The 22,320-nt window shown below is 71.7% G+C and carries 21 protein-coding genes and 1 pseudogene; 13 read left to right on the forward strand and 9 right to left on the reverse strand.

What is annotated here, in order from left to right; all coding sequences use genetic code 11:
• The first annotated feature begins 84 nt into the window (after positions 1 to 84).
• From ACFYX3_RS06265 to ACFYX3_RS06290, 6 genes are all read left to right on the forward strand, one after another.
• Entirely contained in the window at positions 85 to 852 is a 768-nt protein-coding gene (locus ACFYX3_RS06265; RefSeq protein WP_389008719.1) for a metallophosphoesterase, read from the forward strand.
• 101 nt (positions 853 to 953) lie between these two features.
• Positions 954 to 1,394, forward strand: coding sequence for an SRPBCC family protein (locus tag ACFYX3_RS06270; protein ID WP_352025280.1), 441 nt, complete (start codon positions 954 to 956; stop codon positions 1,392 to 1,394).
• Between the two features lie 313 nt (positions 1,395 to 1,707).
• Positions 1,708 to 2,829 carry an ArsA family ATPase gene (locus ACFYX3_RS06275; RefSeq protein ID WP_389008724.1) on the forward strand — a complete coding sequence of 374 codons (1,122 nt, stop codon included), beginning with the start codon at positions 1,708 to 1,710 and terminating at the stop codon, positions 2,827 to 2,829.
• Positions 2,830 to 2,873: 44 nt separating this feature from the next.
• Positions 2,874 to 3,329 carry a DUF5304 domain-containing protein gene (locus tag ACFYX3_RS06280; protein ID WP_389008727.1) on the forward strand — a complete coding sequence of 152 codons (456 nt, stop codon included), beginning with the start codon at positions 2,874 to 2,876 and terminating at the stop codon, positions 3,327 to 3,329.
• Positions 3,330 to 3,395: 66 nt separating this feature from the next.
• Positions 3,396 to 4,337: an ROK family glucokinase gene (locus tag ACFYX3_RS06285; protein WP_389008730.1), complete on the forward strand. Its 942-nt coding sequence runs from the start codon at positions 3,396 to 3,398 to the stop codon at positions 4,335 to 4,337.
• 77 nt (positions 4,338 to 4,414) lie between these two features.
• Positions 4,415 to 5,158, forward strand: a complete 744-nt coding sequence (locus tag ACFYX3_RS06290) for an endonuclease/exonuclease/phosphatase family protein (RefSeq protein ID WP_376584648.1) — start codon at positions 4,415 to 4,417, stop codon at positions 5,156 to 5,158.
• Positions 5,159 to 5,164: 6 nt separating this feature from the next.
• Here ACFYX3_RS06290 and ACFYX3_RS06295 read toward each other — a convergent pair whose 3' ends face one another.
• Positions 5,165 to 5,803: a hypothetical protein gene (locus tag ACFYX3_RS06295; protein WP_389008734.1), complete on the reverse strand. Its 639-nt coding sequence runs from the start codon at positions 5,801 to 5,803 to the stop codon at positions 5,165 to 5,167.
• Positions 5,796 to 6,578 (reverse strand): alpha/beta hydrolase, encoded by a 783-nt coding sequence (locus ACFYX3_RS06300; RefSeq protein WP_376584651.1) that lies wholly within the window; start codon positions 6,576 to 6,578, stop codon positions 5,796 to 5,798. The genes ACFYX3_RS06295 and ACFYX3_RS06300 overlap by 8 nt, the downstream gene beginning before the upstream one ends.
• Positions 6,579 to 6,766: 188 nt before the next feature.
• On the opposite strand from ACFYX3_RS06300, the gene ACFYX3_RS06305 reads away from it, so the two are divergent.
• From ACFYX3_RS06305 to ACFYX3_RS06320, 4 genes are all read left to right on the forward strand, one after another.
• Entirely contained in the window at positions 6,767 to 7,498 is a 732-nt protein-coding gene (locus ACFYX3_RS06305; RefSeq protein ID WP_116161434.1) for a lysophospholipid acyltransferase family protein, read from the forward strand.
• A 33-nt stretch (positions 7,499 to 7,531) separates the two neighbouring features.
• Positions 7,532 to 8,743 (forward strand): MacS family sensor histidine kinase, encoded by a 1,212-nt coding sequence (gene macS, locus ACFYX3_RS06310; protein WP_389008739.1) that lies wholly within the window; start codon positions 7,532 to 7,534, stop codon positions 8,741 to 8,743.
• Positions 8,740 to 9,411 (forward strand): response regulator, encoded by a 672-nt coding sequence (locus ACFYX3_RS06315; protein WP_382651717.1) that lies wholly within the window; start codon positions 8,740 to 8,742, stop codon positions 9,409 to 9,411. The genes macS and ACFYX3_RS06315 overlap by 4 nt, the downstream gene beginning before the upstream one ends.
• A 114-nt stretch (positions 9,412 to 9,525) precedes the next feature.
• Positions 9,526 to 10,524, forward strand: coding sequence for a 2-hydroxyacid dehydrogenase (locus ACFYX3_RS06320; RefSeq protein ID WP_389008743.1), 999 nt, complete (start codon positions 9,526 to 9,528; stop codon positions 10,522 to 10,524).
• On the opposite strand, the gene ACFYX3_RS06325 is transcribed toward ACFYX3_RS06320, so the two are convergent.
• The 3 genes from ACFYX3_RS06325 to ACFYX3_RS06335 form a co-directional block, all read right to left on the reverse strand.
• The gene (locus ACFYX3_RS06325; protein WP_389008746.1) at positions 10,521 to 12,446 is read right to left on the reverse strand and encodes an anthranilate synthase family protein; all 1,926 of its coding nucleotides are present in this window, start codon (positions 12,444 to 12,446) and stop codon (positions 10,521 to 10,523) included. The two genes, ACFYX3_RS06320 and ACFYX3_RS06325, sit on opposite strands and share 4 nt — an antisense overlap.
• 108 nt (positions 12,447 to 12,554) lie before the next feature.
• A complete protein-coding gene (locus tag ACFYX3_RS06330; RefSeq protein ID WP_101392327.1) occupies positions 12,555 to 12,611 on the reverse strand; it encodes a trp operon leader peptide in 57 nt (18 codons plus the stop codon).
• Positions 12,612 to 12,703: 92 nt separating this feature from the next.
• Positions 12,704 to 15,514 carry an N-acetylmuramoyl-L-alanine amidase gene (locus ACFYX3_RS06335; RefSeq protein ID WP_389008749.1) on the reverse strand — a complete coding sequence of 937 codons (2,811 nt, stop codon included), beginning with the start codon at positions 15,512 to 15,514 and terminating at the stop codon, positions 12,704 to 12,706.
• A 119-nt stretch (positions 15,515 to 15,633) separates the two neighbouring features.
• Between ACFYX3_RS06335 and ACFYX3_RS06340 the strand changes: the two genes are divergently transcribed.
• Complete coding sequence (locus ACFYX3_RS06340; protein WP_221517657.1) at positions 15,634 to 17,034, forward strand: class II 3-deoxy-7-phosphoheptulonate synthase; 1,401 nt, start codon at positions 15,634 to 15,636, stop codon at positions 17,032 to 17,034.
• Positions 17,035 to 17,156: 122 nt separating this feature from the next.
• Positions 17,157 to 17,405 carry a bacterioferritin-associated ferredoxin gene (locus ACFYX3_RS06345; protein WP_385665331.1) on the forward strand — a complete coding sequence of 83 codons (249 nt, stop codon included), beginning with the start codon at positions 17,157 to 17,159 and terminating at the stop codon, positions 17,403 to 17,405.
• Positions 17,406 to 17,421: 16 nt separating this feature from the next.
• Here the strand turns inward: ACFYX3_RS06345 and bfr are convergent, their stop codons facing one another.
• Entirely contained in the window at positions 17,422 to 17,898 is a 477-nt protein-coding gene (gene bfr, locus ACFYX3_RS06350; RefSeq protein ID WP_043223049.1) for a bacterioferritin, read from the reverse strand.
• Positions 17,899 to 18,076: 178 nt separating this feature from the next.
• Between bfr and ACFYX3_RS06355 the strand changes: the two genes are divergently transcribed.
• Positions 18,077 to 18,733 carry a sulfite oxidase-like oxidoreductase gene (locus tag ACFYX3_RS06355; RefSeq protein ID WP_382651702.1) on the forward strand — a complete coding sequence of 219 codons (657 nt, stop codon included), beginning with the start codon at positions 18,077 to 18,079 and terminating at the stop codon, positions 18,731 to 18,733.
• A 31-nt stretch (positions 18,734 to 18,764) separates the two neighbouring features.
• Here the strand turns inward: ACFYX3_RS06355 and ACFYX3_RS06360 are convergent.
• The 3 genes and pseudogenes from ACFYX3_RS06360 to pknB all read right to left on the reverse strand — a co-directional run.
• A pseudogene (locus ACFYX3_RS06360) lies at positions 18,765 to 19,277 on the reverse strand (DUF4396 domain-containing protein); the annotation flags it as partial.
• A 274-nt stretch (positions 19,278 to 19,551) separates the two neighbouring features.
• The gene (locus tag ACFYX3_RS06365) at positions 19,552 to 20,412 is read right to left on the reverse strand and encodes a deoxyribonuclease IV (protein ID WP_359515864.1); all 861 of its coding nucleotides are present in this window, start codon (positions 20,410 to 20,412) and stop codon (positions 19,552 to 19,554) included.
• Between the two features lie 6 nt (positions 20,413 to 20,418).
• Positions 20,419 to 22,314 carry a Stk1 family PASTA domain-containing Ser/Thr kinase gene (pknB, locus tag ACFYX3_RS06370; protein ID WP_389008755.1) on the reverse strand — a complete coding sequence of 632 codons (1,896 nt, stop codon included), beginning with the start codon at positions 22,312 to 22,314 and terminating at the stop codon, positions 20,419 to 20,421.
• Positions 22,315 to 22,320: the final 6 nt, after the last annotated feature.

Consider the following 22,320-nt stretch of genomic DNA (forward strand, 5'->3'; position numbering starts at 1 on the left):
ATGCGTGACCATGCTCTCCGCACAGTAATCCACCGGTTTCACGACTCCCAAGTAACCGCAGGTGACACCCCCTAAGGTGGGCACATGCGAGTCCATGTGGTCAGTGACGTGCACGGCAACGCCGGCGACCTCGCCAAGGCCGGAGAGGGCGCCGACGCCCTCATATGCCTCGGTGACCTGGTCCTCTTCCTCGACTACGCCGACCACAGCCGGGGGATCTTCCCCGACCTCTTCGGCGCCGAGAACGCCACCCGGCTCGTCGAACTGCGGACCGCCCGTCGCTTCGACGAGGCCCGCGACCTCGGCCGCAGCCTCTGGGCCGGACTCGACGTCGACCGCGACACCGCCATCGAGGCCGCCGTCCGGCGCCAGTACGCCGAACTCTTCGCCGCCTTCCCCACCCCCACCTACGCCACCTACGGCAACGTCGACATCCCCCGGCTCTGGCCCGACTTCGCCGGACCGGGGACGACCGTCCTCGACGGGCAGCGGATCGAGATCGGCGGCCTGGTCTTCGGCTTCGTCGGCGGCGGCCTGCAGACCCCCATGCGCACGCCGTACGAGATCCCCGACGAGGAGTACGCCGCCAAGGTCGAGGCCCTCGGCGACGTCGACGTCCTCTGCTCCCACATCCCGCCGGACGTCCCCGACCTCACCTACGACACCGTCGCCCGCCGCTTCGAGCGCGGCAGCCGGGCCCTCCTCGACGCCATCCACCGCGTCCGGCCCCGGTACGCCCTCTTCGGCCACGTCCACCAGCCGCTCGCCCGCCGGATGCGCATCGGCGCGACCGAGTGCGTGAACGTCGGACACTTCGCCTCGACCGGCAGGCCCTTCGCCCTGGAGTGGTGACGGCGCGGGCGCGGGGGCGCGATAGCCTTCCGTCGGCACGTCTGTGCCCTTTTGCTTCCGCCTTTACTTCCGCCGGACCGCACAGTGGAGGAGCCACCGCGATGGCCGAACACACCAGCTCGAGCATCACCATCGAGGCGGCGCCGACCGACGTCATGAGCGTGATCGCCGACTTCGCCCGCTACCCCGAGTGGACCGGCGAGGTGAAGGAGGCCCAGGTCCTGGAGACCGACGACGCCGGGCGCGCCTCGAAGGTCCGGCTCCTCCTCGACGCGGGCGCCATCAAGGACGACCACACCCTCGCGTACACCTGGACCGGGTCCGACGAGGTCAGCTGGACCCTGGTCAAGTCCCAGATGCTCCGCTCCCTCGACGGCTCCTACCTCCTGAAGCCCCTCGGCGGCGACCGCACGGAGGTCACCTACCAGCTGACGGTGGACGTCAAGATCCCCATGCTCGGCATGATCAAGCGCAAGGCGGAGAAGGTCATCATCGACCGCGCGCTGGACGGCCTGAAGAAGCGGGTGGAGTCGGGCGCGTAAGCCCTGCCGGGCGGCGCCCCCGCCGTTGTGGGCATGCGTTCCGCCGGGGCGGAACGGGTGGGCACAACGGGACGGCGCCCGTGCCGGCGCCAGAGGTTCCCGAGCCCGGACCCGCACCGCGAGCGACGGCGCGCACGTGGTGCGGGCCAGGGCGCGGAACGCGGAGGCGCCGCTGAAGGGCGCCGTCCCGTGCGCCCACCCTCCCCCGAGCTCTCGGCTTCGCTCGAGCAGAGGGACCCCCATCGCCCTGCGGGACGATTGCCCACACGGGCGGGGCGCAGGCCCACAGCGGGGGCCCGGTAAGTTCGGGCGCATGCGGATCATCCTTGTCACCGGTCCCGGCGGGGCCGGGCGTACCACCCTCGCCGCCGGTACCGCGCTCGCCGAGGCCCGCGCCGGCCGTCGGGTGCTGCTCGTCTCCGAGGCCGCGGAGCCCATGGAGGGGCTCCGCGTCCTGCGTCCGCAGCCCGGCGCCGACTTCCGCCGGGAGTTCCTCGCCCTCCAGGCCCGCTCCGCCGCCGCCCTCGACCTCCTCGGCGCCGCGCCCTTCGAGGACGCCGAGCTGACCGAGCTCCCCGGCAGCCGCCCGTTCGCCCTGCTGCGCGCCCTGCGCGACGCCGCCGAGGGCGACCACGACCTCGCCGTCGTCGACCTTCCCCCGCTCGACGAGGCCCTCGCCCTCCTCGCCCTCCCCGGGCAGCTCCGCCGCTACCTGCGCCGACTGCTGCCCCCCGAGCGCCAGGCCGCCCGCGCCCTGCGCCCGATGCTCGCGCAGCTCGCCGGCGTCCCGATGCCCGCGCAGTGGCTGTACGAGACGACCGCCCGCTGGGAGGCCGAGCTCGCCGCCGTCCAGGCGGTCGTCGAGGCCCCGGCCACCACCGTCCGCCTGGTCGTCGAGCCCGGCCCCGCCGCCGCCCGCGTCCTGCGCACCGCCCGGCTCGGGCTCGCCGTCCAGCGCCTCGCCCTCGGCGCCGTCGTCGCGAACCGGATCCTCCCCGCCGGCTCCGAGGACCCCTGGCTGGCCGGGCTCACCGCCGAACAGCACCGGTACCTCGCGGAGCTCCGTACCGAAGGCGCCGGAGAGCTGTACGAGCTCCCGCACCTGGGCCGGGCCCCGCGCGGGGCCGAGGACCTCGTCCTCCTCGCGTCCCCCCGGCCGGAGAAGACCGACCCCGTACCGGAGTGGGCCGTCGAGGACCGGCGCGTGGAGGACGGCGTCCTCGTCTGGCACATCCCCCTGCCGGGCGCCGTCAAGGAGGAGCTGTCGCTCGTCCGCCGCGGCGACGAACTGCTCCTGACCGTCGGCGCGTTCCGCCGCGGCGTCCCGCTCCCCGGCGCCCTGCGCCGCTGCACCGTCACCGGCGCCGGGCTCGTCGACGGGGACCTCCGGGTGCGCTTCACCCCCGACCCCGGGCTCTGGCCCCGCACCCCCTGAGGTGGCGTGTACCGTCGAAGTACGCAGCCACTGAGGAGTACGCCATGAGCGATTCGGACGCCTGGGCCAAGGCCTGTGCCGAGGACCTGGAGGCGGAGAAGGCCCGCCGCCGGGCGCAGCGCGCGACCGAGCCCGGCTCGCCCGCGGAGGAGTTCCGCAGGCTCTTCGAGGCTGTGGCCGACAAGGTCTCCGGCGGCCTCGGGGCCCCGCTCCTCGGCGGCCAGGCCGCGCAGACCGTGCAGCAGCTCGTCAACCAGGCGAAGGCCGTCGTCGAGCCCGTCATCGAGCGCAACCCGCAGGTCTTCGACCACCTCGCCGCCGCCGGCAGCGAGCTGCTCGCCGCCTACCGCTCCGCCGTCGAGGGCCACGAGAGCCGCTGGACCCGCGGCGGCGGCACCGTCCCCGAGGACGACGACCCGCGCCGGGACGCAGACCCGGACACACCCCGGAAGAAGGACGACGAGGGGCCCGGAACCGGCCAGCACATCGACCTCGACTGACCGGCGGGCCATCTCCCCTCGGGTACGGTTGGCCTTAGCGGGGCTCGACCGAAAACTGAGGGACACATGGGACTCACCATCGGCGTCGACATCGGCGGCACGAAGATCGCGGCCGGCGTGGTCGACGAGGAGGGCAACATCCTCGACACCCACACCGTGCCCACCCCGCCGACCCCCGAGGGCATCGTCGACGCCATCTGCGCCGCGGTCTCCGAGGCGGGCAAGGGGTACCAGATCGAGGCCGTCGGCATCGGAGCCGCGGGCTACGTCGACGACAAGCGTGCCACCGTCCTCTTCGCGCCGAACATCGACTGGCGGCACGAGCCGCTGAAGGACAAGGTCGAGCAGCGGGTCGGCCTGCCGGTGGTCGTCGAGAACGACGCCAACGCGGCGGCCTGGGGCGAGTACAAGTTCGGCGCCGGCAAGGGGCACGAGGACGTCATCTGCATCACCCTCGGCACCGGCCTCGGCGGCGGCATCATCATCGGCAACAAGCTGCGCCGCGGACGCTTCGGCGTGGCCGCCGAGTTCGGCCACATCCGGGTCGTCCCGGACGGTCTGCTGTGCGGCTGCGGCAGCCAGGGCTGCTGGGAGCAGTACGCTTCCGGGCGCGCGCTCGTCCGTTACGCCAAGCAGCGCGCCAACGCCACGCCGGAGCGCGCGGAGACCCTCCTCGGCCTCGGCGACGGCACCCCGGAGGGCATCGAGGGCAAGCACGTCAGCCAGGCCGCCCGCGCCGGCGACCCGGTGGCCGTCGACTCCTTCCGCGAGCTGGCCCGCTGGGCGGGCGCCGGTCTCGCCGACCTGGCCTCGCTCTTCGACCCCTCGGCGTTCATCGTCGGCGGCGGCGTCTCGGACGAGGGCGACCTCGTCCTCGACCCGATCCGCAAGTCCTTCCGCCGCTGGCTGATCGGCGGCCAGTGGCGCCCGCACGCGCAGGTCCTCGCGGCCCAGCTCGGCAACAAGGCCGGCCTGGTCGGCGCCGCGGACCTCGCCCGCCAGGGCTGAACCCGGTACGGAGCCATACGACGACCGCCCGCCGCGTCCTCTCGGACGCGGCGGGCGGTCGTCGTATGTTGGCCGTCATGGCGATCAGTGAGCTGCCCAACTCCCGCACCGAGAGCGACGGTTCGGCCGTCCTCCGGGTCCTGAGCTACAACGTCCGCTCGATGCGCGACGACGAGGACGCCCTCGCCCGGGTGATCCGCGCCTGCGCCCCGGACCTCGTCTTCGTCCAGGAGGCGCCCCGCTTCTTCCGCTGGCGCAAACACGCGGCCCGGCTCGCGGCCAAGAGCGAGCTCGTCATCCTGAGCGGCGGCGCCACCGCGGCCGGACCGATGCTGCTCTGCTCCCTGCGGGCCACCGTGGAGCGGACCGAGGACGTCCTGCTGCCGCTCACACCGGGCCTGCACCGGCGCGGCCTCGCGACCGCCGTCGTCCGCTTCGCCGGGGCCCGGCTCGGGGTGGTCAGCTGTCATCTGAGCCTGCGGAAGGACGAGCGGTACGCCCAGGCCGGGATGGTCCTCGACCGGGTCGCCGCCCTCGGCACCCCGCACGCCCTCGTCGCCGGCGACCTGAACGAACGCCCCGGGGGCCCCGCCTTCACCCGCCTCACGAAGGAGCTCCGGGACGGCTGGGCGGTCAGCCCCTGGGGCGGCGAGCACACCTCGACGCCCACCGACCCCCACCAGCGCATCGACGCGATCCTGGCGACCCCGGGCATCGAGTTCCTCGGCTGCGGCGTCCCGACGGACCTCGACCCGGCCGACCTGCGGGCCGCCACCGACCACCTTCCCGTGCTGGCGGCGGTCCGGGTCCCCGCGAGCTGAGGCCTGCTACACGACCGCCCCGCGCCCCGGGTCGTCGAAGCCGTCGTCATCGTCGTCGTGCTTCATGCGGGCCACCAGGGTCGCGAAGCCGCCCAGGAAGCCGCCCACGCAGAGGGTCGTCAGCCACCAGGTCATGTCCCACTGCAGCAGGACGGCGACCAGCATGAGGACAGGGCCGCCGACGACCGCGAGCCAGGCGAACTTGGTCGTGGTGTCCGCCTCGGGCAGCGGCGGCGGCTCCGGCGGGACGAAGTGGCCCTCGTCGGCGCCGCCCGCCGCGTCGTCCGGCTCGGCCGGCGAGTAGTCCCGCGGGCCGCCCACCTGCACCCCGGGCGCGAACACGATCGAGCTGCCGAGCGCGGGCCGCTCGGGGCCCGCCTCCGGGTCCTCGTCCGCGTCGTCCTCGGGCTCCACCGGCTTCGGCCTCGGCTTCCAGGCCGTGCCCTTCACCGGCCGGATCTCCTGGGCGGGCCCGTCCTCGTCCTCCTCGGGCTCGGGCAGCTGCAGGTTCTCGACGGGCCGGAACGGCTTCGTCCCCGGGGGGTCCGCGGGCTCCTCGCCGTACCCGGCGACGATCGCGGCCCAGGCCGCCTCCTCGTCGATGGGCTGCGGCTCCCGCTCCGGGCCGTCCTGCTGCTCAGCCACCGCTCCTGCTCCCCTTCCCGTCGACCAGATCCGGGGCCAGACGCTCGACGAAGGCCAGGCTCTCGTCGAAGATCCGCTCCGCATCATGGTCCAACGTCGCCACGTGGTAGCTCTGTTCCAGCAGGACCTCCTTGACGTCCGTCGAGGAGATCCGGGAGAGGATCCGGGCCGAGTCGACGGGCGGCACGACGTGGTCCTGGGGGCTGTGGAGCAGTACCACCGGCTGGGTGACCTGCGGGAGCTGCGCGTCCACCGTCTGGAAGAACCGGCGCAGGGAGTGCGCGGCGTGCAGCGGCACCCGGTCGTAGCCGACCTCGGCCACGCCCTCCTTGGCGATGTCGCTGGCGATGCCCTTCGTGGACGGGACCAGGTGGCGGGCGACGGGCAGCGCGTACGCGGCGAGGCCGTGCACCTTGTTCCCCGGGTTGACCAGGACGATGCCCCGGATCGCGTCGCCGTGCTGGGCGGCGAGACGCAGGGTGAGGGCCCCGCCCATGGAGAGGCCGAAGACGAAGACGGTCCGGCACCGCTCCAGGAGCTCGCGCAGGGCGCGGTCCACCTCCGCGTACCAGTCGTGCCAGGTGGTGAGCTGCATGTCCTGCCAGCGGGTGCCGTGGCCCGGCAGCAGCGGCACCGACACCGACAGGCCGCGCTCGGCCAGGTACTCGGCCCACGGGCGCATCGACTGCGGGGAACCGGTGAATCCGTGACAGAGAAGGACGCCGACCTCTCCGCCTTCATGGCGGTACGGCTCGGCTCCGGGAAGGACCGGCACCGGGGTCTCCTGTTCGGTTGCGACTCCGGCGTCTGCGGGTGCGCCGGAGCGACGGAAAGTGGGGAAGGACCTTCACGGTACGCGACCGGACCGACACCGACCAGGGCCGTAGCGGGGGCCGTGTGCCGGTACGGGATAAAGTCGGGGCGACGGCACACGGAAGGCATGGCGAGTTGATCTACGGCGCAATGAAGTTCTCCATCGGAGGGTCCCTGAAGCTCGCCTTCCGGCCCTGGGTGGAGGGTCTGGAGAACATCCCCGCCGAGGGCCCCGCGATCCTCGCGAGCAACCACCTGTCCTTCTCGGACTCCTTCTTCCTGCCCGCCGTCCTGGACCGCAAGGTCACCTTCATCGCCAAGGCCGAGTACTTCACCACCCCCGGTGTGAAGGGCAAGCTCACCGCCGCCTTCTTCAAGGGCGTCGGCCAGCTCCCGGTGGACCGTTCGGGTGCCCGCGGCGCGGGCGAGGCGGCCATCAAGGCCGGCATCGAGGTCATCGAGGGCGGCGGCCTCTTCGGCATCTACCCCGAGGGCACCCGCTCGCCCGACGGCCGCCTCTACCGGGGCAAGCCCGGCGGTCTGGCGCGCGTCGCCCTGGCCACCGGCGCGCCCGTGATCCCGGTCGCCATGATCGACACGGAGAAGATCCAGCCGCCCGGCAAGGTCGTCCCCAAGCTGATGCGCCCCGGGATCAAGATCGGCAAGCCGCTGGACTTCACCCGCTACCAGGGCATGGAGGGCGACCGCTTCATCCTCCGCTCGGTGACCGACGAGGTCATGTACGAGATCATGAAGCTGTCCGGCCAGGAGTACGTCGACATCTACGCGACGGCCGCCAAGCGGCAGATCGCGGAGGCGGAGAAGGCGGCCAAGGAGGCCGTCAAGGCCGAGATCGCCGCTCGGGAAGAGTCCGGCGCGTAAGTCCCCGCGAGGGGTTTTCCGGGGGGTGGGGAGATGGCCAAGCGCGAGCGTGTCGTGCGCATGTCGGTAGAGCAGCCGCTGTGGCGGGCGCTGACCGGTTACCGCGTCCTGACGATGGTCTACGCGGTGCTGATCTTCGTCTTCGGCCGGGAGCGGTACGAGCGGCCCTGGCTGGCCGTCGCCTATCTGGCGGTGCTGTGCTGCTGGACCCTCGCCACCCTCCCCAAGGTGGCGAACGCGGCCGGCTGCACCAGGCGCTTCCTCGTCGCCGACCTCGCCCTCGCCCTCGCCGGCATCCTCCTCACCCCGCTCGCCGACACCCACGCCCAGTCGATCGACGGCCCCACCCTGCCGTCGATATGGACGGCAGGATCGGTCCTCGCGTTCGCGCTCAAGGGCGGCTGGCGCTGGGCCGGAGTCGCCTCCTCCCTGGTCGCCGTCGCCAACATCGTCGAGCGCGGGCACCCCAGCCGGGACACCTTCCACAACGTGCTCCTGGTCTGGGTCGCCTCCATCGCCATCGGTTACGTCGTCGAGGTCGCCCGCGCCTCCGAGCGCACCCTCGCCCGCGCCCTGGAGATCGAGGCCGCGACCCGGGAGCGGGAGCGGCTCGCCCGGGACATCCACGACAGCGTCCTCCAGGTCCTCGCGATGGTGAAACGGCGCGGTATGGCGATGGGAGGCGAGGCCGCCGAGATCGCCAGGATGGCGGGGGAGCAGGAGGTCGCCCTCCGGGCCCTCGTCGCGGGTGGACTCACCCGCCCCAGCCTGGTCTCCGAGGACGAGTCCGAGGGCGCCTTCGTCCGGGTCGTCGAGGTGGACGAGGAACCGGACGACGACACCCCCGTCGACCTCCGCGTCCTGCTCGCCCCGCGTGCCGGGGCCCAGGTGACCCTCTCCGAGCCCGGCGCCCCGGTCCTCCTGCCGCCGCCCGCCGCCCGCGAGCTGGCCACCGCCGTCGGGGCCGCCCTGGACAACGTCCGGGTGCACGCCGGGGAGGACGCGCACGCGTGGATCCTGATCGAGGACTGGCCGGACGAGGTGGTCGTCACCGTCCGGGACGACGGCCCCGGCATCCCGGAGGGCCGCCTCGCGGAGGCCTGGGGCGAGGGCCGGATGGGCGTCGCCCTGTCCATCCGGGGGAGACTGCGGGATCTGGGCGGTTCGGCCGAGCTGATCTCGGTCCCCGGCCAGGGCACGGAAGTCGAGTTGAAGGTTCCACGGGGGAAGGCAGGGGAGAAGTGAGCGAGCAGCGGATCAAGGTGATGGTCGTCGACGACCATCCGATGTGGCGGGACGCGGTCGCCCGCGACCTCGCCGAGGCGGGCTTCGACGTGGTCGCCACCGCCGGCGACGGGGAGCAGGCAGTGCGCCGTGCCGGCGCGGCCGCCCCCGACGTCCTCGTCCTGGACCTGAACCTGCCGGTCAAGCCGGGCGTCCAGGTCTGCAAGGAGCTCGTCGGCGCCCGCCCCGAGCTGCGGGTCCTCGTCCTCTCGGCGAGCGGTGAGCACGCCGACGTCCTGGAAGCGGTCAAGTCCGGCGCCACCGGCTACCTCCTCAAGTCGGCCAGTACGGAGGAGCTGATCGACGCGGTCCGCAGGACGGCCGTCGGCGACCCCGTCTTCACGCCTGGCCTGGCCGGCCTCGTCCTCGGCGAGTACCGCAGGCTGGCCTCCGAGCCCGCCCCGGCGGCCGGCGCCGACGAGCCGAAGGCCCCGCAGCTGACCGAACGCGAGACCGAGGTCCTGCGCCTCGTCGCGAAGGGGCTCAGCTACAAGCAGATCGCCGAGCGCCTGGTCATCTCGCACCGCACGGTGCAGAACCACGTCCAGAACACCCTGGGCAAGCTCCAGCTGCACAACCGGGTGGAGCTCGTCCGGTACGCCATCGAGCGCGGCCTCGACGACGCCTGAGGCGGCCGGGGCGCCCGAAGGGCCGTACGCGCGCGATATGCGCGATATTCGTGGCCATCGCGCATATCGTGCACATCGAGCATGTGCGGCCCATCCTGACGGTGAGGGGACCTCGTGGAAATCCTGGCATTCGGCGTGCAGGCGGACGAGAAGCCCCTCCTGGAGAAGGCCTTCGCCGGCCACCACGACGTCCGCTGCGTGGGCGTCTTCCTCACCGAGGACACCGCCCCCATCGCCGCCGGCTACGAGATCATCTCCACCAGCGTCAACGCCGACCTGAACCACCGGGTCCTGCAGACCCTCGCGGCCGGCGGGACTCAGATGATCGCCCAGCGCTCCACGGGCTTCAACAACATCGACCTGGACGTCGCCGAGCGCCTCGGCCTCACCGTCGCCCGGGTCTCGTCCTACTCGCCGTACTCCGTGGCCGAGTTCGCCTGGACCCTCGCCCTGGCCGTCAACCGCCGGATCGTCCGCGCCTCCAACCGGACCCGCGACTTCGACTTCCGGCTCGACGGGCTGATGGGCCGTGACCTGCGGGGCCGTACCGTCGGCGTCCTCGGCACCGGCAAGATCGGCGAGGCCTTCACCCGGATCGCCCACGGCTTCGGCATGAGGCTCCTCGGCTGGGACGTCGCCGAGAACCCCGCCTGCCTGGAGCTCGGCATGACGTACGTCGACAAGGAGCGGCTCTTCGCCGAGGCCGACCTCGTCAGCCTCCACGTCCCGCTCGTGGAGGCCACCCACCACGTCGTCGACGCCGCCGCCCTCAAGGCCATGAAGGACGACGCCATCCTGGTGAACTCCAGCCGCGGCGGACTCGTCGACACCGAGGCCCTCGTCAGCGAGCTCCGGGCCGGCCGCTTCACCGGCGTCGGCCTCGACGTGTACGAGGCGGAGGCCGGGCTCTTCTTCCTCGACAAGTCCCTCGCGGGCATCGAGGACGACACCCTGGCCCGCCTCGTCACCTTCCCGAACGTGGTGGTCACCTCGCACCAGGCGTACTACACGCTGGACGCGGTCGGCCAGATCATCGACACGACGGTCCGGAACGTCCTCAACCACGTCGCACGGCGACGCGACGAGAACGTCCTGGTGCCGAGGATCGGCTAGACCAGCACGCCCGCGAGCAGCGAGGCGGTGAGCGCGGCCCCGTCCGTCGTGAGCACCGACTCCGGGTGGAACTGCACACCCGCGAAGCCCGGTCCGCGCAGGGCGTGCACCTCGCCGGTCTCCGCGTCCCGGCTCACCTCGATGCGGTGCAGTGCCAGCTCCGTCGCCGTCCGGTCGTCGCACCGCGCCGTGAAGCTGTTGTAGAAGCCGACCGTCCGCTGCTGCCCGAACAGGTCGATCCGCAGCTGGGCCCCCTGGAACGGGGTCCGCTTGCGGACGATGTCCAGGCCCAGTTCGGCCGCGATCAGCTCGTGGCCGAGACAGACGCCCAACAGGCAGGGGCGGCCCGAAGGGCCTCGATGAGGGGCGGTGGTCGGGCGACGGGCGGGCCCGTGGCGGTGGTCCCGTACGAGCTCCGCCGTCAGGCCGCGCAGGAAGCGCATCTTCGGGTCGGCGGCGTCCGACGGGTTCCCCGGCCCGGGGCCGAGGACGACCGGCCCCTCGTGGGCGAGGGCCAGCTCCCGCAGCCCCGGCTCGTCGTAGCGGAGTACCGACACCTCAAGGCCCGAGGAGCGCAGGACGTGCGCCAGCATCGCCGTGAAGGTGTCCTCGGCATCGATCACGAGCGCGTGCCCGGACAACTCCGCCGAACGGGCCTGCATCTTCAGCCAGAACGGCGCGAGGTCCGCCCGGCGCGCGTCGAGCGCGGCCCGCACCCGGGGGTCGTCGGCGAGCCGCGGCGGCACCGGCGCCGACGCGTCGACCGGCCGCCCCTCCCGTACGCCCAGGGCGGTGAGGACGCCCGCCGCCTTGGCGTGGGTCTCGGCGACCTCGCCCTCGGGGTCCGAGTGCCGCACGAGCGTGGCGCCGACCGGCACCCGCAGCCGGCCGTCGGCGGCGATGTCGGCGGTACGGATGAGGATGGGGGAGTCCAGCGTCTGCGCCCCGTTCGCGTCCGTGCCGAGCAGGGCGAGCGCCCCCGCGTAGTAGCCCCGGCCGCCCTCCTCGTGACGCTCGATCACCCGGCAGGCGTTCTGCACGGGCGACCCCGTCACGGTCGCCGCGAACATGGTCTCCCGCAGGACCTCCCGCACGTCCAGCGACGACCGCCCGCGCAACTCGTACTCCGTGTGCGCGAGATGGGCCATCTCCTTGAGCCGCGGCCCGACCACGACCCCGCCCATGTCGCCCACCGTGCACATCATCTTCAGCTCCTCGTCCACCACCATGGAGAGCTCCTCGGTCTCCTTGCGGTCGGCGAGGAAGGAGAGCAGGTCCTCGGCGGTGGGGGCGGCTCCGGCCGGGTAGCGGTACGTGCCGCTGATCGGGTTCATCACGACCGTCCCTCCCGACATCCGCACGTGCACCTCGGGGCTCGCCCCGACGAGCGTCCGGTCCCCGGCGTGCACGACGAACGTCCAGTACGCGCCCCGCTCGCCCGCGAGCAGCCGCCGGAACAGGGCGAGCGCGTCGGCGCGCCCGAAGCCCGGGATCTCACCGGTGTAGGTGCGCCGGATGACGAAGTTGGCGCCCTCGCCGGAGCCGATCTCCTCGTCGATGACCCGCCGCACGGTCTCCGCGTACTCCTCGTCCGAGACGTCGAAGCCACCGCCCTCCACCCGTACGTCATGGGCGGGCAGCACGGCCAGGGCCTCGGCGAGCGGCAGTTCGTACGCCTCGTCGGCGACGAGCACGGAGAGCGGGGTGCCGTCGTCCCGGACGTCGAAGCCGCGCTCCCGGATCTGCCGGAACGGCACGAGGGCGAGCGTCGGCATCGGCCCGACGGGCAGCTCCGCGAGGCGCTCGGCCTCGTGGACCCGGCCGATCAGCACCTCGACGGTGTCGTGGTCACGGCCGGGGGTGCGGCGGCGCAGCAGGGCGAAGGGAGGGCAGGAGTCGTCGAGGAGACGGGAGAGGTCCATGAGGGGTGTGTTCCTTCCGGGGCTTCGGATCGGAGAGGAACGGCCTCGTGGGTACGAGAAAGGCCGCCCCTCGGGGCGGCCTTCGCGTGTCTGTCGGTGTACGCGCGATCAGTGGGCCGCCGGATGAGCGGTCCACCACCAGTTCTGGTTCGAGTGCGCGAACATGCGAGCACTGTAACGCAACCGGGAACGGGAACGGGGCCCGGTCCGCACCGTGGACGGTGCGGACCGGGCCCCGAGGTGAGGCGGCTACCCGATCAGAAGATCAGGTTGTAGGACTGCCAACCGGGGCCGACCTGCACGCGCGCGGCGTACGGGGCGGTCGCGCTGCCGGTGCCCTTGTACAGCCACAGGGCGCCCGAGGCGTCGCGGGCCACGAAGTCGACCTTGCCGTCACCGGTGAGGTCGCTCGGACCGGTGATGCTGTTGTAGATCTGCCAGCCGGTGCCCACCTTGATGCGCGCGGCGTACGGGGCGGTGGCGCTGCCGGTGCCCTTGTACAGCCAGAGCGCGCCGGTGCCGTCGCGGCCGATCAGGTCCGGCTTGCCGTCGGAGGTGAGGTCGCCGGTGCTGACGATGTCGTTGTAGATCTGCCAGCCGGTGCCGATCTTCACGCGCGGCGCGAACGGCGTCGCCGGGGTGCCGGTGCCCTTGTACAGCCACAGCGCGCCGGACTTCTCGCGGGCGATCAGGTCCGGCTTGCCGTCGCCGGTCAGGTCGCGGACGCCGATGATCCGGTCGTAGATCTGCCAGCCGCCGCCGGTCCGCAGGCGGGCCTTGAACGGCGCGGACGGGTTGCCGCTGCCCTGGTAGTACCAGAGGGCGCCGGAGGCGTCGCGGGCCACGGCGTCACCGGTGCCGTCGGCGCGCAGCGCCGTCAGCGGGGTGATCGCGTTGTAGACCTGCCAGCCGCCGCCGACCTTGTACTTGGTCAGGAACGGGCTGGTGGCGCTGCCGGTGCCCTGGTACTGCCAGAGGACACCGGAGGCGTCGCGGGAGAGCAGGTTGTAGCGGTTGTCGGTGCGGACGGACGCCGTGGTGGCGACCTCCTTGACGTCGCTCGCCTTCACCCAGGCCATGCGGTGGTTGAAGCGGATCGGGATGAAGATGTTCGTCGTGCCGACGACGCGGGTGCCGTCGGTGTTGTAGGCGCTGTAGTAGTAGTCGCCCGCGACCGGCTCACCGGCCTTCACGTACAGCTGCCCGGCGGGGAGGCTGTACTTCGTCAGCGAGGCGCCGTTGCTGGCCTGGACCGGGACGCCGGTGCCCGTGTAGGCGGCGTCCTCCGGGTAGGCGCGGCCGTAGACCGGGACGGAGGTGAGGCCGTCCTTGGCGGTGATCGCCGTCTTCACGCCCGCGGGGGCCGTGTACTGGCCGCCCGGGTTGTAGAACCAGGCCTTCTTGCCGCCGTACCAGATGGCGGTCCAGTCGGTCCGGGACTCGGCGACGACGTGGGTGCTGCCGGCCGCGACCTTGTTCGCCCAGTTGGAGCCGTACGTGGCGCCCGAGGTGAAGTACGGGTCGGTCAGCGCCTTGGTCTGGTCGGCCACGGGCTCCGAGTAGAGGTAGCCGAAGTTGACCGGCAGCGGGACGGTCGTCTTGGTGGCGCCGTCCTCCGAGTACGTCATCTGCTGCTGGTTGGCCGAGGTGAACGGCGGGACGATCCGCACCAGCTGGCCGGCCTGGAGCAGGCCGCCCGCGCCACCGGCACCGGTGGGGGCGCCGACCAGGGTCATGAAGTGGTTCCAGTCCCAGAACGGGCCCGGGTCCCAGTGGTCCTGGATCTTGGAGTCCAGGATGCTCGGCACGTCGTCGTGGCCGATGATGTGCTCGCGGTCCAGCGGGACGGAGAACTTCGCGGCCAGGTACTTCACGAGGGCGGCGGAGGACTCGTACTCCGGCTCGGTGTACCAGCCGGCGTCGCCCTTGATCGCGTAACCCTCGTGCTCGATGCCGATCGAGTGCATGTTGAGGGTCTTGTTGCCGGCGTGGTACGCCTCGTTCTTGGTCTCCACCATCTGCGTCACACGGCCGTCGGCGCGCACGATGTAGTGGGCGCTGGCGTAGCTCAGCGGGTTCTGGAAGACACCGACCGCGCCGTCGTGGTTGCCCTCGATGTCGTGGATGACGATCTGGCGCACGTCGAAGCCGTTGGCGGGACGGCTCGCGATGTTGTAGTTGCCGTCGTTCTGCGAGTACGCGGCCGGGATGAAGGTGCAGTCCAGGCCGGTCGGGCACTCGACCGCCGGGGTCTCGTTCGTGGCCGTGAAGCTCGCGGCCAGCGGCACGTTCGCCGGCTTGACCGGCTTCACCGACGGGTCGGCCGGCAGGACGACCTGCTGGCCGTCGGCGGTGGTCTCCTGCTCGCCCGTCTTGATGGACTCGAAGACGCGCTTGGCGAAGAGGTCGGCGCCCTTGCGGTCCTCGGACTGGCTGTAGCGGGCCACGGCCGGGTACCAGTCGCCCGGGTCGTCGGACAGCTCGGCGCCGGCCTGCTTCTGGTACTCGGCGAGGAGCGCGGCGCCGGCGCGGATCGAGGCGGCGCTGTCCTTCTGCACGGACTCGGTCGAGCCGTCGATCAGCTCGGCGGCCTTGTCGAGCGTGTGCAGCGTCGGGTCGGAGGTGTCGATCTTCGTCTTCGACTCGGGGAGGGCGGCGAGCGCCTTCTTCCCGTCGAAGCGCTTCTCGACGCGCGGGTCGCCGCTGCGGTTCATCAGGTCGAGCAGCTGCTCGTCCGTGTCCTGCTCGACGTCCTCCGGGTCGACCTTCGTCAGACCCATGACGTTGTACGCACCCGTGGTGCTGGGCACGCCGTCGTGCGACTCCCAGCGGGTCTGGCGGTACGACACCGCCATCAGCACGCTCTGCGGCACATCGAACTCGCGGGCCGCGTTTGCGAACTGCGTCTGGAGGGAAGCATCGTCTCCGGACGTGCCGTCGCCGGCCGCGCCGAGAAGGCCCGGCGAGGCGACCGCGATGGTGCCGATGGTGGCGGTGGCGACGACGGCCGCCGCCGCTCCGTACAAGAGTCGTTTCTTCTTGCGATCCCTGCGGTGCCTCTGGGTCACGCCCACCCCTGTGATTCGACTTTGCTCTTGTTAAACGGGCCGCAGGGTAACACCCCTCGACGACTCGAAGATCCTCTGCGGACATTTCGGGCAGGCGTTCGAGACGCGCGTCTCAGCCAATGGGCAGAGGGACAGGACCGGACGAAGAACCCCTTACTGTGGTGCTTGTGACCGTGAACGCTGATTCCCACGCCGTCGCCAAGGCGACCTGGCGAGACCTGCCCGCGGCGCAGCAGCCCGAGTACCCCGATGCCGAGGCTCTGCGCGATGTGATCGCGGACCTCGAGTCGTATCCTCCGCTCGTCTTCGCCGGCGAGTGCGACCAGCTGCGCGCCCGGATGGGAGCCGTCGCCCGTGGCGAGGCGTTCCTGCTCCAGGGCGGCGACTGCGCCGAGGCCTTCGACGCCGTGTCCGCCGACCACATCAGGGCCAAGCTCAAGACGCTGCTCCAGATGAGCGCCGTCCTCACCTACGCGGCCTCCGTGCCCGTGGTGAAGGTCGGCCGCATCGCCGGCCAGTACTCGAAGCCCCGCTCCAAGGGCACCGAGACCCGCGACGGCGTGACGCTCCCGACCTACCGGGGCGACTCCGTCAACGGCTTCGACTTCAACGAGAAGGCCCGCATCCCGGACCCCGAGCGTCTGAAGCGGATGTACAACGCCTCCGCCTCCACGCTCAACCTGGTCCGCGCCTTCACCACCGGTGGCTACGCCGACCTGCGCCAGGTGCACGCCTGGAACCAGGACTTCGTGAAGTCGTCCCCCTCGGGCCAGCGCTACGAGGCGCTCGCCCGCGAGATCGACAACGCCCTGAACTTCATGAAGGCCTGCGGCACCGACCCGGCCGAGTTCAAGGCCGTCGAGTTCTACGCCTCCCACGAGGCGCTGCTGCTCGACTACGAGGGCGCCCTGACCCGCACGGACTCGCGCACCGGCAAGCTGTACGACACCTCCGGCCACATGGTCTGGATCGGTGAGCGCACCCGCCAGCTGGACCACGCGCACATCGAGTTCTGCTCGCAGATCGCCAACCCGATCGGCATCAAGCTCGGCCCGACCACCACGGTGGACGAGGCGCTCACGTACATCGACCGTCTCGACCCGGACCGCGAGCCGGGCCGGCTGACCTTCATCGTCCGCATGGGCGCCGACAAGGTCCGCGACAAGCTCCCCGAGCTGGTCGAGAAGGTCACCGCCTCCGGCGCCGTCGTCGCCTGGGTCACCGACCCGATGCACGGCAACACCTTCGAGGCGGCCTCCGGCCACAAGACGCGCCGCTTCGACGACGTGCTCGACGAGGTCAAGGGCTTCTTCGAGGTCCACAAGGAGCTGGGCACCCACCCGGGCGGCATCCACGTCGAGCTCACCGGTGACGACGTCACCGAGTGCGTGGGCGGCGGCGACGAGATCTTCGTCGACGACCTGCACCAGCGCTACGAGACGGCCTGCGACCCGCGGCTCAACCGCAGCCAGTCGCTCGACCTGGCGTTCCTGGTGGCGGAGATGTACCGCGATCAGTAAGTAGGTTCCTACGGAGATGGGGCGCGGATCGCTGTGATCCGCGCCCCATCGTCGTATCCGGGGCTTTTGGGGCCCCGGGTCGCCGGGTAAGGTTAGGTTAGCCTTAACGATCTCGGCGGGAGGTGAACCGCGTGTACGTCTGCTCATGCTTCGGTGTCACGGAGAAGCAGGTCAAGGAGCATGCGGACGCGGGCGCGTGTACGCCCCGCCAGATAGCCTCGGCCTGCAAGGCCGGAACGGACTGCGGTTCCTGCGTCCGTCGCATTCAGGCCATTCTCGGGCGCGGCAACTGCCCGCGACGCGAGCTCGTCGACCAGGGCGTGCCGGCCCTGACGGCGGAGACGGTCGCGGAGCTCCAGGAAGCCGCGTAGACCCTCGGGGCCTGCCCTAGCTGGGCTGCTCGATCAGCGTCGAGATGTACAGCGCCTCACCCAGGGACTCGATCAGCTCCAGCTGGGTGTCCAGGTAGTCGATGTGGTGCTCCTCGTCGGCCAGGATCTCCTCGAAGAGGTTGGCGGACGTGACGTCCCCCTTGGCCCGCATGACCTCGATCCCGCGCTTGAGGCGGTCGATCGCCTCCACCTCGACCTGGCGGTCCGCCTGGAACATCTCGGTGATCGTCTGGCCGACCCGTACGTGGAAGAGCCGCTGGTAGTTGGGCAGGCCGTCGAGCATCAGGATGCGCTCGGTCAGCTTGTCCGCGTGCTTCATCTCGTCGATGGACTCTTCGCGGGTGTACTTGGCGAGCTTCGTCCACCCCTTGTTGTCCTGGATGCGGTAGTGCAGCCAGTACTGGTTGATGGCCGTCAGCTCGCCGGTCAGCTGCTCGTTGAGGAACTCGAGGACCTCGGGGTCGCCCTGCATCGCTTCAGGATCCTTCCACGCTACGTGTCTACGCCGTCACTAGGCGGGATGGCCGCATCCTCGCACCCCGAATGGGGGGCGTCCAGTAAGTGCAGGCTTAGTCGTAGTTGCCCGAATCGCACCGCCCGGGTGGTCGCCTGGTCATGACCACCCCTCGCGGTCTGTCACCATGGATGACATGGGTCAGCCGGAGAGCGGAGTACACCGGGAAGCGGGTCAGCAGGATCGTTCGCCGGACCTTCCGCCGGATCTGCCCCCGGGGCAGCGGCTGCAGCGCGGCTGGCCGGTCACCCATTACGGGCCCGTCCCCAAGTTCAAGCCGGACCGCTGGGAGTTCCGCGTCTTCGGGGCGACCGCCGACGGCGACAAGCGGTGCTGGAACCACGAGGAGTTCTCGGCGCTCCCGTTCTCCACGGTCGTGGCCGATCTGCACTGCGTCACGAAGTTCAGCATGCTCGGGGCCGAATGGGGCGGTGTCCCCGCCCGCACGATCCTGGAGCTCGCCCCGCCCGCGCCCCACGTCACGCACGTGATGGTCTGGGCCGAGTACGGCTACAGCGCCAACATGCGGCTCGCCGACTTCGCCGCGGACCGCACGATCTTCGCCACCCACAAGGACGGGGAGCTGCTCACCGCCGAGCACGGCTTCCCGCTGCGGCTCGTCGTCCCGCACCTGTACGCCTGGAAGGGGCCCAAGTGGGTCCGGGGCGTGGAGTACATGGCGGCCGACCGCCGGGGCTTCTGGGAGGAGCGCGGCTACCACAACCTCGGTGACCCGTGGACGGAGCAGCGCTACTCGTACCAGGAGGAACCGGGAGACGGCCCGGAGCTGTAGCGGCTCCGGACCGTCCGTCGGTCGCTCCGGATCAGTGGTGGTACTGGTGGACCACCGCGTGGCCCTTGCCGCGGCCGATCATCCACTTGTTGACCGGCGTGGTCACCACGAAGGCGAGCGCGAGCGAGGCCGCGAGCGCGCCCCAGAAGAGCGGCTCGTCGAGGTGGGCGTCCATGGCGCCGGGCCAGAGGGCGATGACGCCGTTGTCGATGATCTCCATGGTGACGATGGAGAGGGTGTCGGCGGCGAGGGCGACCTTGAAGGCGGTCTTGAAGTCGACGCCGGCCTTGAGGATGCCGCGCAGGGTGAGCGCGTACCCGAAGAAGAAGGCCAGGATGATCGCGAGGACCATCGTCGGCAGGTTGCCCCAGCCGAACGCGGTGCCGATGATCATGCCGAGGATCTCACCGATGGCGCAGCCGGTGAGGCAGTGCAGTGTGGCCTGAGCGGCCATGGCCCAGGAGACGGTGCCGCCGGGGGTGTGGTGGTGACCGGCGTGGGCGTCGTGGCCGGTGTGGGTGCTGTGGTCCGTGTGGGCGTCGTGGCCGGTGTGGTCGGTGTGGTCGGCGTGGGCGCTGTGGTCCGTGTGGGCGTGGTGGCCCGCGTGGCCCTGGTGGTCGCCGTGACCTCCGTGACCCTCATGGCCTGCGTGGCCCTGGTGGCCGACATGGACCTCGTGGCCTGCGTGACCCTCATGGGCCTCATGTTCGTGGTGAGCGTGCGCCTCGTGCTTCATGGAGTGCCCCCGATCCCGTATGCGGATCCTGCCTTCACTGGGAACCGTATACCCCCCTAGGGTATTCCTCAAGAGGAAATGATCATCCTCGGCGCTCGCGGAGCTTCTTCAGGAGCTCGATGTCGGCGACGTGTCCTTCCTTGCCGCCGGGGGTCTCGATGATCAACGGCACGCCGTCGGTGGCGGGGTGGCGCAGGAGTTCTCCGAAGGCCTCCTCGCCGATGTGACCGGCCCCGATGTTCGCGTGGCGGTCCTTGTGCGCGCCCACGACGTCCTTCGAGTCGTTCGCGTGGATCAGCTTCAGCCGGCCCTCGCCGACCGTCTCCACGAGCAGGTCGAGGGTCTGCGCCGCCCCGTGCGGGCCGGCCAGGTCGTGCCCGGCCGCGAAGATGTGGCAGGTGTCGAGGCAGACGCCCAGCTTGGGGTGGTGGTCGAGCGCGTCGAAGTACGGGCCGAAGTCCCAGGTCCGCGAGCAGAGCGAGAAGCCCTGGCCCGCGGTCGACTCCAGGAGCAGGTACGGATCGTCCTCGTGCGTCAGCTCGTCGAGCAGCGGCAGCATCCGCTCCCGCACCTGGGCGAGGGCCACCTCGCGCGGACGGCCGCCGGTCGCCGAGCCGGTGTGGACGACGACGCCCTTCGCGCCGATCTCCCGGCCGCGGCGCAGCGAGTGCCGCAGCGACTCCACCGACTTCTCGACGGTGGCCTCGGTGTGGGAGCCGAAGTTGATCAGGTACGGGGCGTGCACCCAGGCCGAGATCGACTCGGCCTCGCACTCGGCCCGGAAGCGCTCGTCCTGGGCCGGGTTGCCGACCGGGGTCGCCCAGCCTCGCGGGTTGGCGACGAAGACCTGCACGGTCTCGGCGCCGAGCTCACGGGCGTAGCCGAGGCCGGTCGTGGCGAGGCCACCGGCCACGGGGACATGGCCGCCGACGGGGTTGCGCATGAGTCTCTAGAGTCCCTTGATCGTGATGGTGATGGTGGAGCCCTCGGGCGCGGTCCCGCCGCCGGCCACGGACTGGCTCGCGACGGTGTCGCCGAGATAGGGGAAGGACTTCTTGACCTCCACCTCGAAGCCCGCGTCCTCCAGGGCCGTGCGCGCGTCCGCGGTCGAGTCGCCCGTCACGTCGGGGACCTCGATCAGCTTCGGTCCCTTGGAGACGGTGAGGGTGATGACGTCGCCCTCCGCCGCCCGGCTGCCGCCGGCCAGGGACTGGGCCGCGACGGTGCCGGCGTCCTCGGGGGAGTTGATCCGCTCCGGGGCGATCCGGACGGTGAGCCCCTCCTCCTGGAGGGCGGCCGTGGCGTCGGCGACGGTCTCGCCGCTGACGTCGGGCACGTCGATCGGGGAGCCCTTGCTGACGACGAGGGCGACGGCCGAGTCGGGGGCGCGCTCGGTGCCGGGCTCGGGGTCGGAGCCGATCACGGAGCCCTGCGCGACGGAGTCGCTGAACTCGCTGGTGATCACCCCGGGGGCCAGGCCCTCCTCCTTCAGGAGACGCTTGGCCTCGGCGAGCGGCTTGCCCTTGAGGTTCGGCACCTTCACGATCTCCGGGCCGCGGGAGAGGGTCAGGGTGACGGTGCCGTTGCCCCGGACGCGCTCGCCGGGGGCCGGGTCGACGGCCATGACCGTGCCGCGCTCGTACACGTCGCTGAAGGCGCGCTTCGTGGTGTCGACGTCGAGTCCGGCGTCGGCGAGACGTTTCGTCGCGGCGGCCTCGGACTGGCCGAGGACGGCGGGGACGCGGGTGAACTGGCCGGAGTTGATGTACCAGACGCCGGCGCCCAGGCCGAGGGCGAGGAGGACGGCGACGACGAGGAGGAGGGGGCCGCGCGGGGGACGCCGGCGGGCGGTGGCGGGGGGCGCCTCCGGGGCGGGAAGCCGGTTGGTGTGCTGGACGTCGCTCTCCGCGGGTACGGGCCTGGCGATCACGCTGGTCCGGTCCTCGGCGGTGTCCCGGGCCTCGGAGCGGGCCAGCGGGGGCGCCGCGTCCAGCTGCTCGTCGCCGAGCGCGGCGCGGGCCTCGCGGAGCAGGGCGAGCAGGGCGACGGCGTCGTGCGGACGGACCTCGGGGTCGCGGGCCGTGGCCGCCGCGACCAGTCCGTCCAGCTCCGGGGCGAGCCCGGGGACGGTCGCGGAGGGGGCGGGGACGTCGGTGTTCAGGTGCTGGTAGAGGACCTGGGCGGGGGTGTCGCCGGTGTGCGGCTTGCCGCCGGTCAGCATCTCGTAGAGGACGACACCGCAGGCGTACACGTCGGCGCGGGTGTCGGCGGTGCCGTGCTCGATCTGCTCCGGCGCGAGGTACGAGACCGTGCCGAGGACCGAGCCGGTGGTGGCCGTCGCCGAGCCCACGGCGCGTACGAGACCGAAGTCGGCGACCTTCACGCGGCCGTCGTCCCCTATCAGGACGTTCTCCGGCTTCATGTCCCGGTGCACGAACCCGGCCCGGTGCGCGGCGCCCAGCGCGGCGAGCACCGGCTCCAGGATGTCGAGGGCGGCACGGGGGGAGAGGGCGCCGCGCTCGCGCAGCACGTCACGGAGGGTGCAGCCGGCGACGTACTCCATCGCCAGATAGACGTACGCGCCCTCGGCGCCCTGGTCGAAGACCCCGACGACGTTCGGGTGCGCGAGCCGCGCGACGGACTTCGCCTCGCGGATGAACCGCTCGACGAAGGCGGCGTCCGTGGCGAGCGACGGGTGCATCACCTTGAGCGCGAGGACGCGGTCGAGGCGGGTGTCCACGGCCCGGTAGACCGTGGCCATCCCGCCGACGGCGATGCGCGCGTCGACGCGGTAGCGGCCGTCGAGCAGCCGCCCGACGAGGGGGTCCTGAAGGGTCGTGTCCACGGCCCG

This window comes from Streptomyces sp. NPDC002463 (assembly GCF_042889835.1).
Classification (GTDB): domain Bacteria; phylum Actinomycetota; class Actinomycetes; order Streptomycetales; family Streptomycetaceae; genus Streptomyces; species Streptomyces nymphaeiformis.

Excerpts from the sequence above, each read along its gene's own strand:
- bfr (WP_043223049.1), bottom strand. The coding sequence starts at position 17,898 with ATGCAGGGCGACCCCGAGGTCCTCGAGTTCCTCAACGAGCAGCTGACC.
- ACFYX3_RS06355 (WP_382651702.1), top strand. The coding sequence starts at position 18,077 with ATGGGTCAGCCGGAGAGCGGAGTACACCGGGAAGCGGGTCAGCAGGAT.
- ACFYX3_RS06365 (WP_359515864.1), bottom strand. The coding sequence starts at position 20,412 with ATGCGCAACCCCGTCGGCGGCCATGTCCCCGTGGCCGGTGGCCTCGCC.
- ACFYX3_RS06340 (WP_221517657.1), top strand. The coding sequence starts at position 15,634 with ATGGGCAGAGGGACAGGACCGGACGAAGAACCCCTTACTGTGGTGCTT.
- macS (WP_389008739.1), top strand. The coding sequence starts at position 7,532 with ATGGCCAAGCGCGAGCGTGTCGTGCGCATGTCGGTAGAGCAGCCGCTG.
- ACFYX3_RS06325 (WP_389008746.1), bottom strand. The coding sequence starts at position 12,446 with ATGGACCTCTCCCGTCTCCTCGACGACTCCTGCCCTCCCTTCGCCCTG.
- ACFYX3_RS06270 (WP_352025280.1), top strand. The coding sequence starts at position 954 with ATGGCCGAACACACCAGCTCGAGCATCACCATCGAGGCGGCGCCGACC.
- ACFYX3_RS06275 (WP_389008724.1), top strand. The coding sequence starts at position 1,708 with ATGCGGATCATCCTTGTCACCGGTCCCGGCGGGGCCGGGCGTACCACC.
- ACFYX3_RS06290 (WP_376584648.1), top strand. The coding sequence starts at position 4,415 with ATGGCGATCAGTGAGCTGCCCAACTCCCGCACCGAGAGCGACGGTTCG.
- ACFYX3_RS06285 (WP_389008730.1), top strand. The coding sequence starts at position 3,396 with ATGGGACTCACCATCGGCGTCGACATCGGCGGCACGAAGATCGCGGCC.
- ACFYX3_RS06280 (WP_389008727.1), top strand. The coding sequence starts at position 2,874 with ATGAGCGATTCGGACGCCTGGGCCAAGGCCTGTGCCGAGGACCTGGAG.
- ACFYX3_RS06265 (WP_389008719.1), top strand. The coding sequence starts at position 85 with ATGCGAGTCCATGTGGTCAGTGACGTGCACGGCAACGCCGGCGACCTC.
- ACFYX3_RS06305 (WP_116161434.1), top strand. The coding sequence starts at position 6,767 with ATGAAGTTCTCCATCGGAGGGTCCCTGAAGCTCGCCTTCCGGCCCTGG.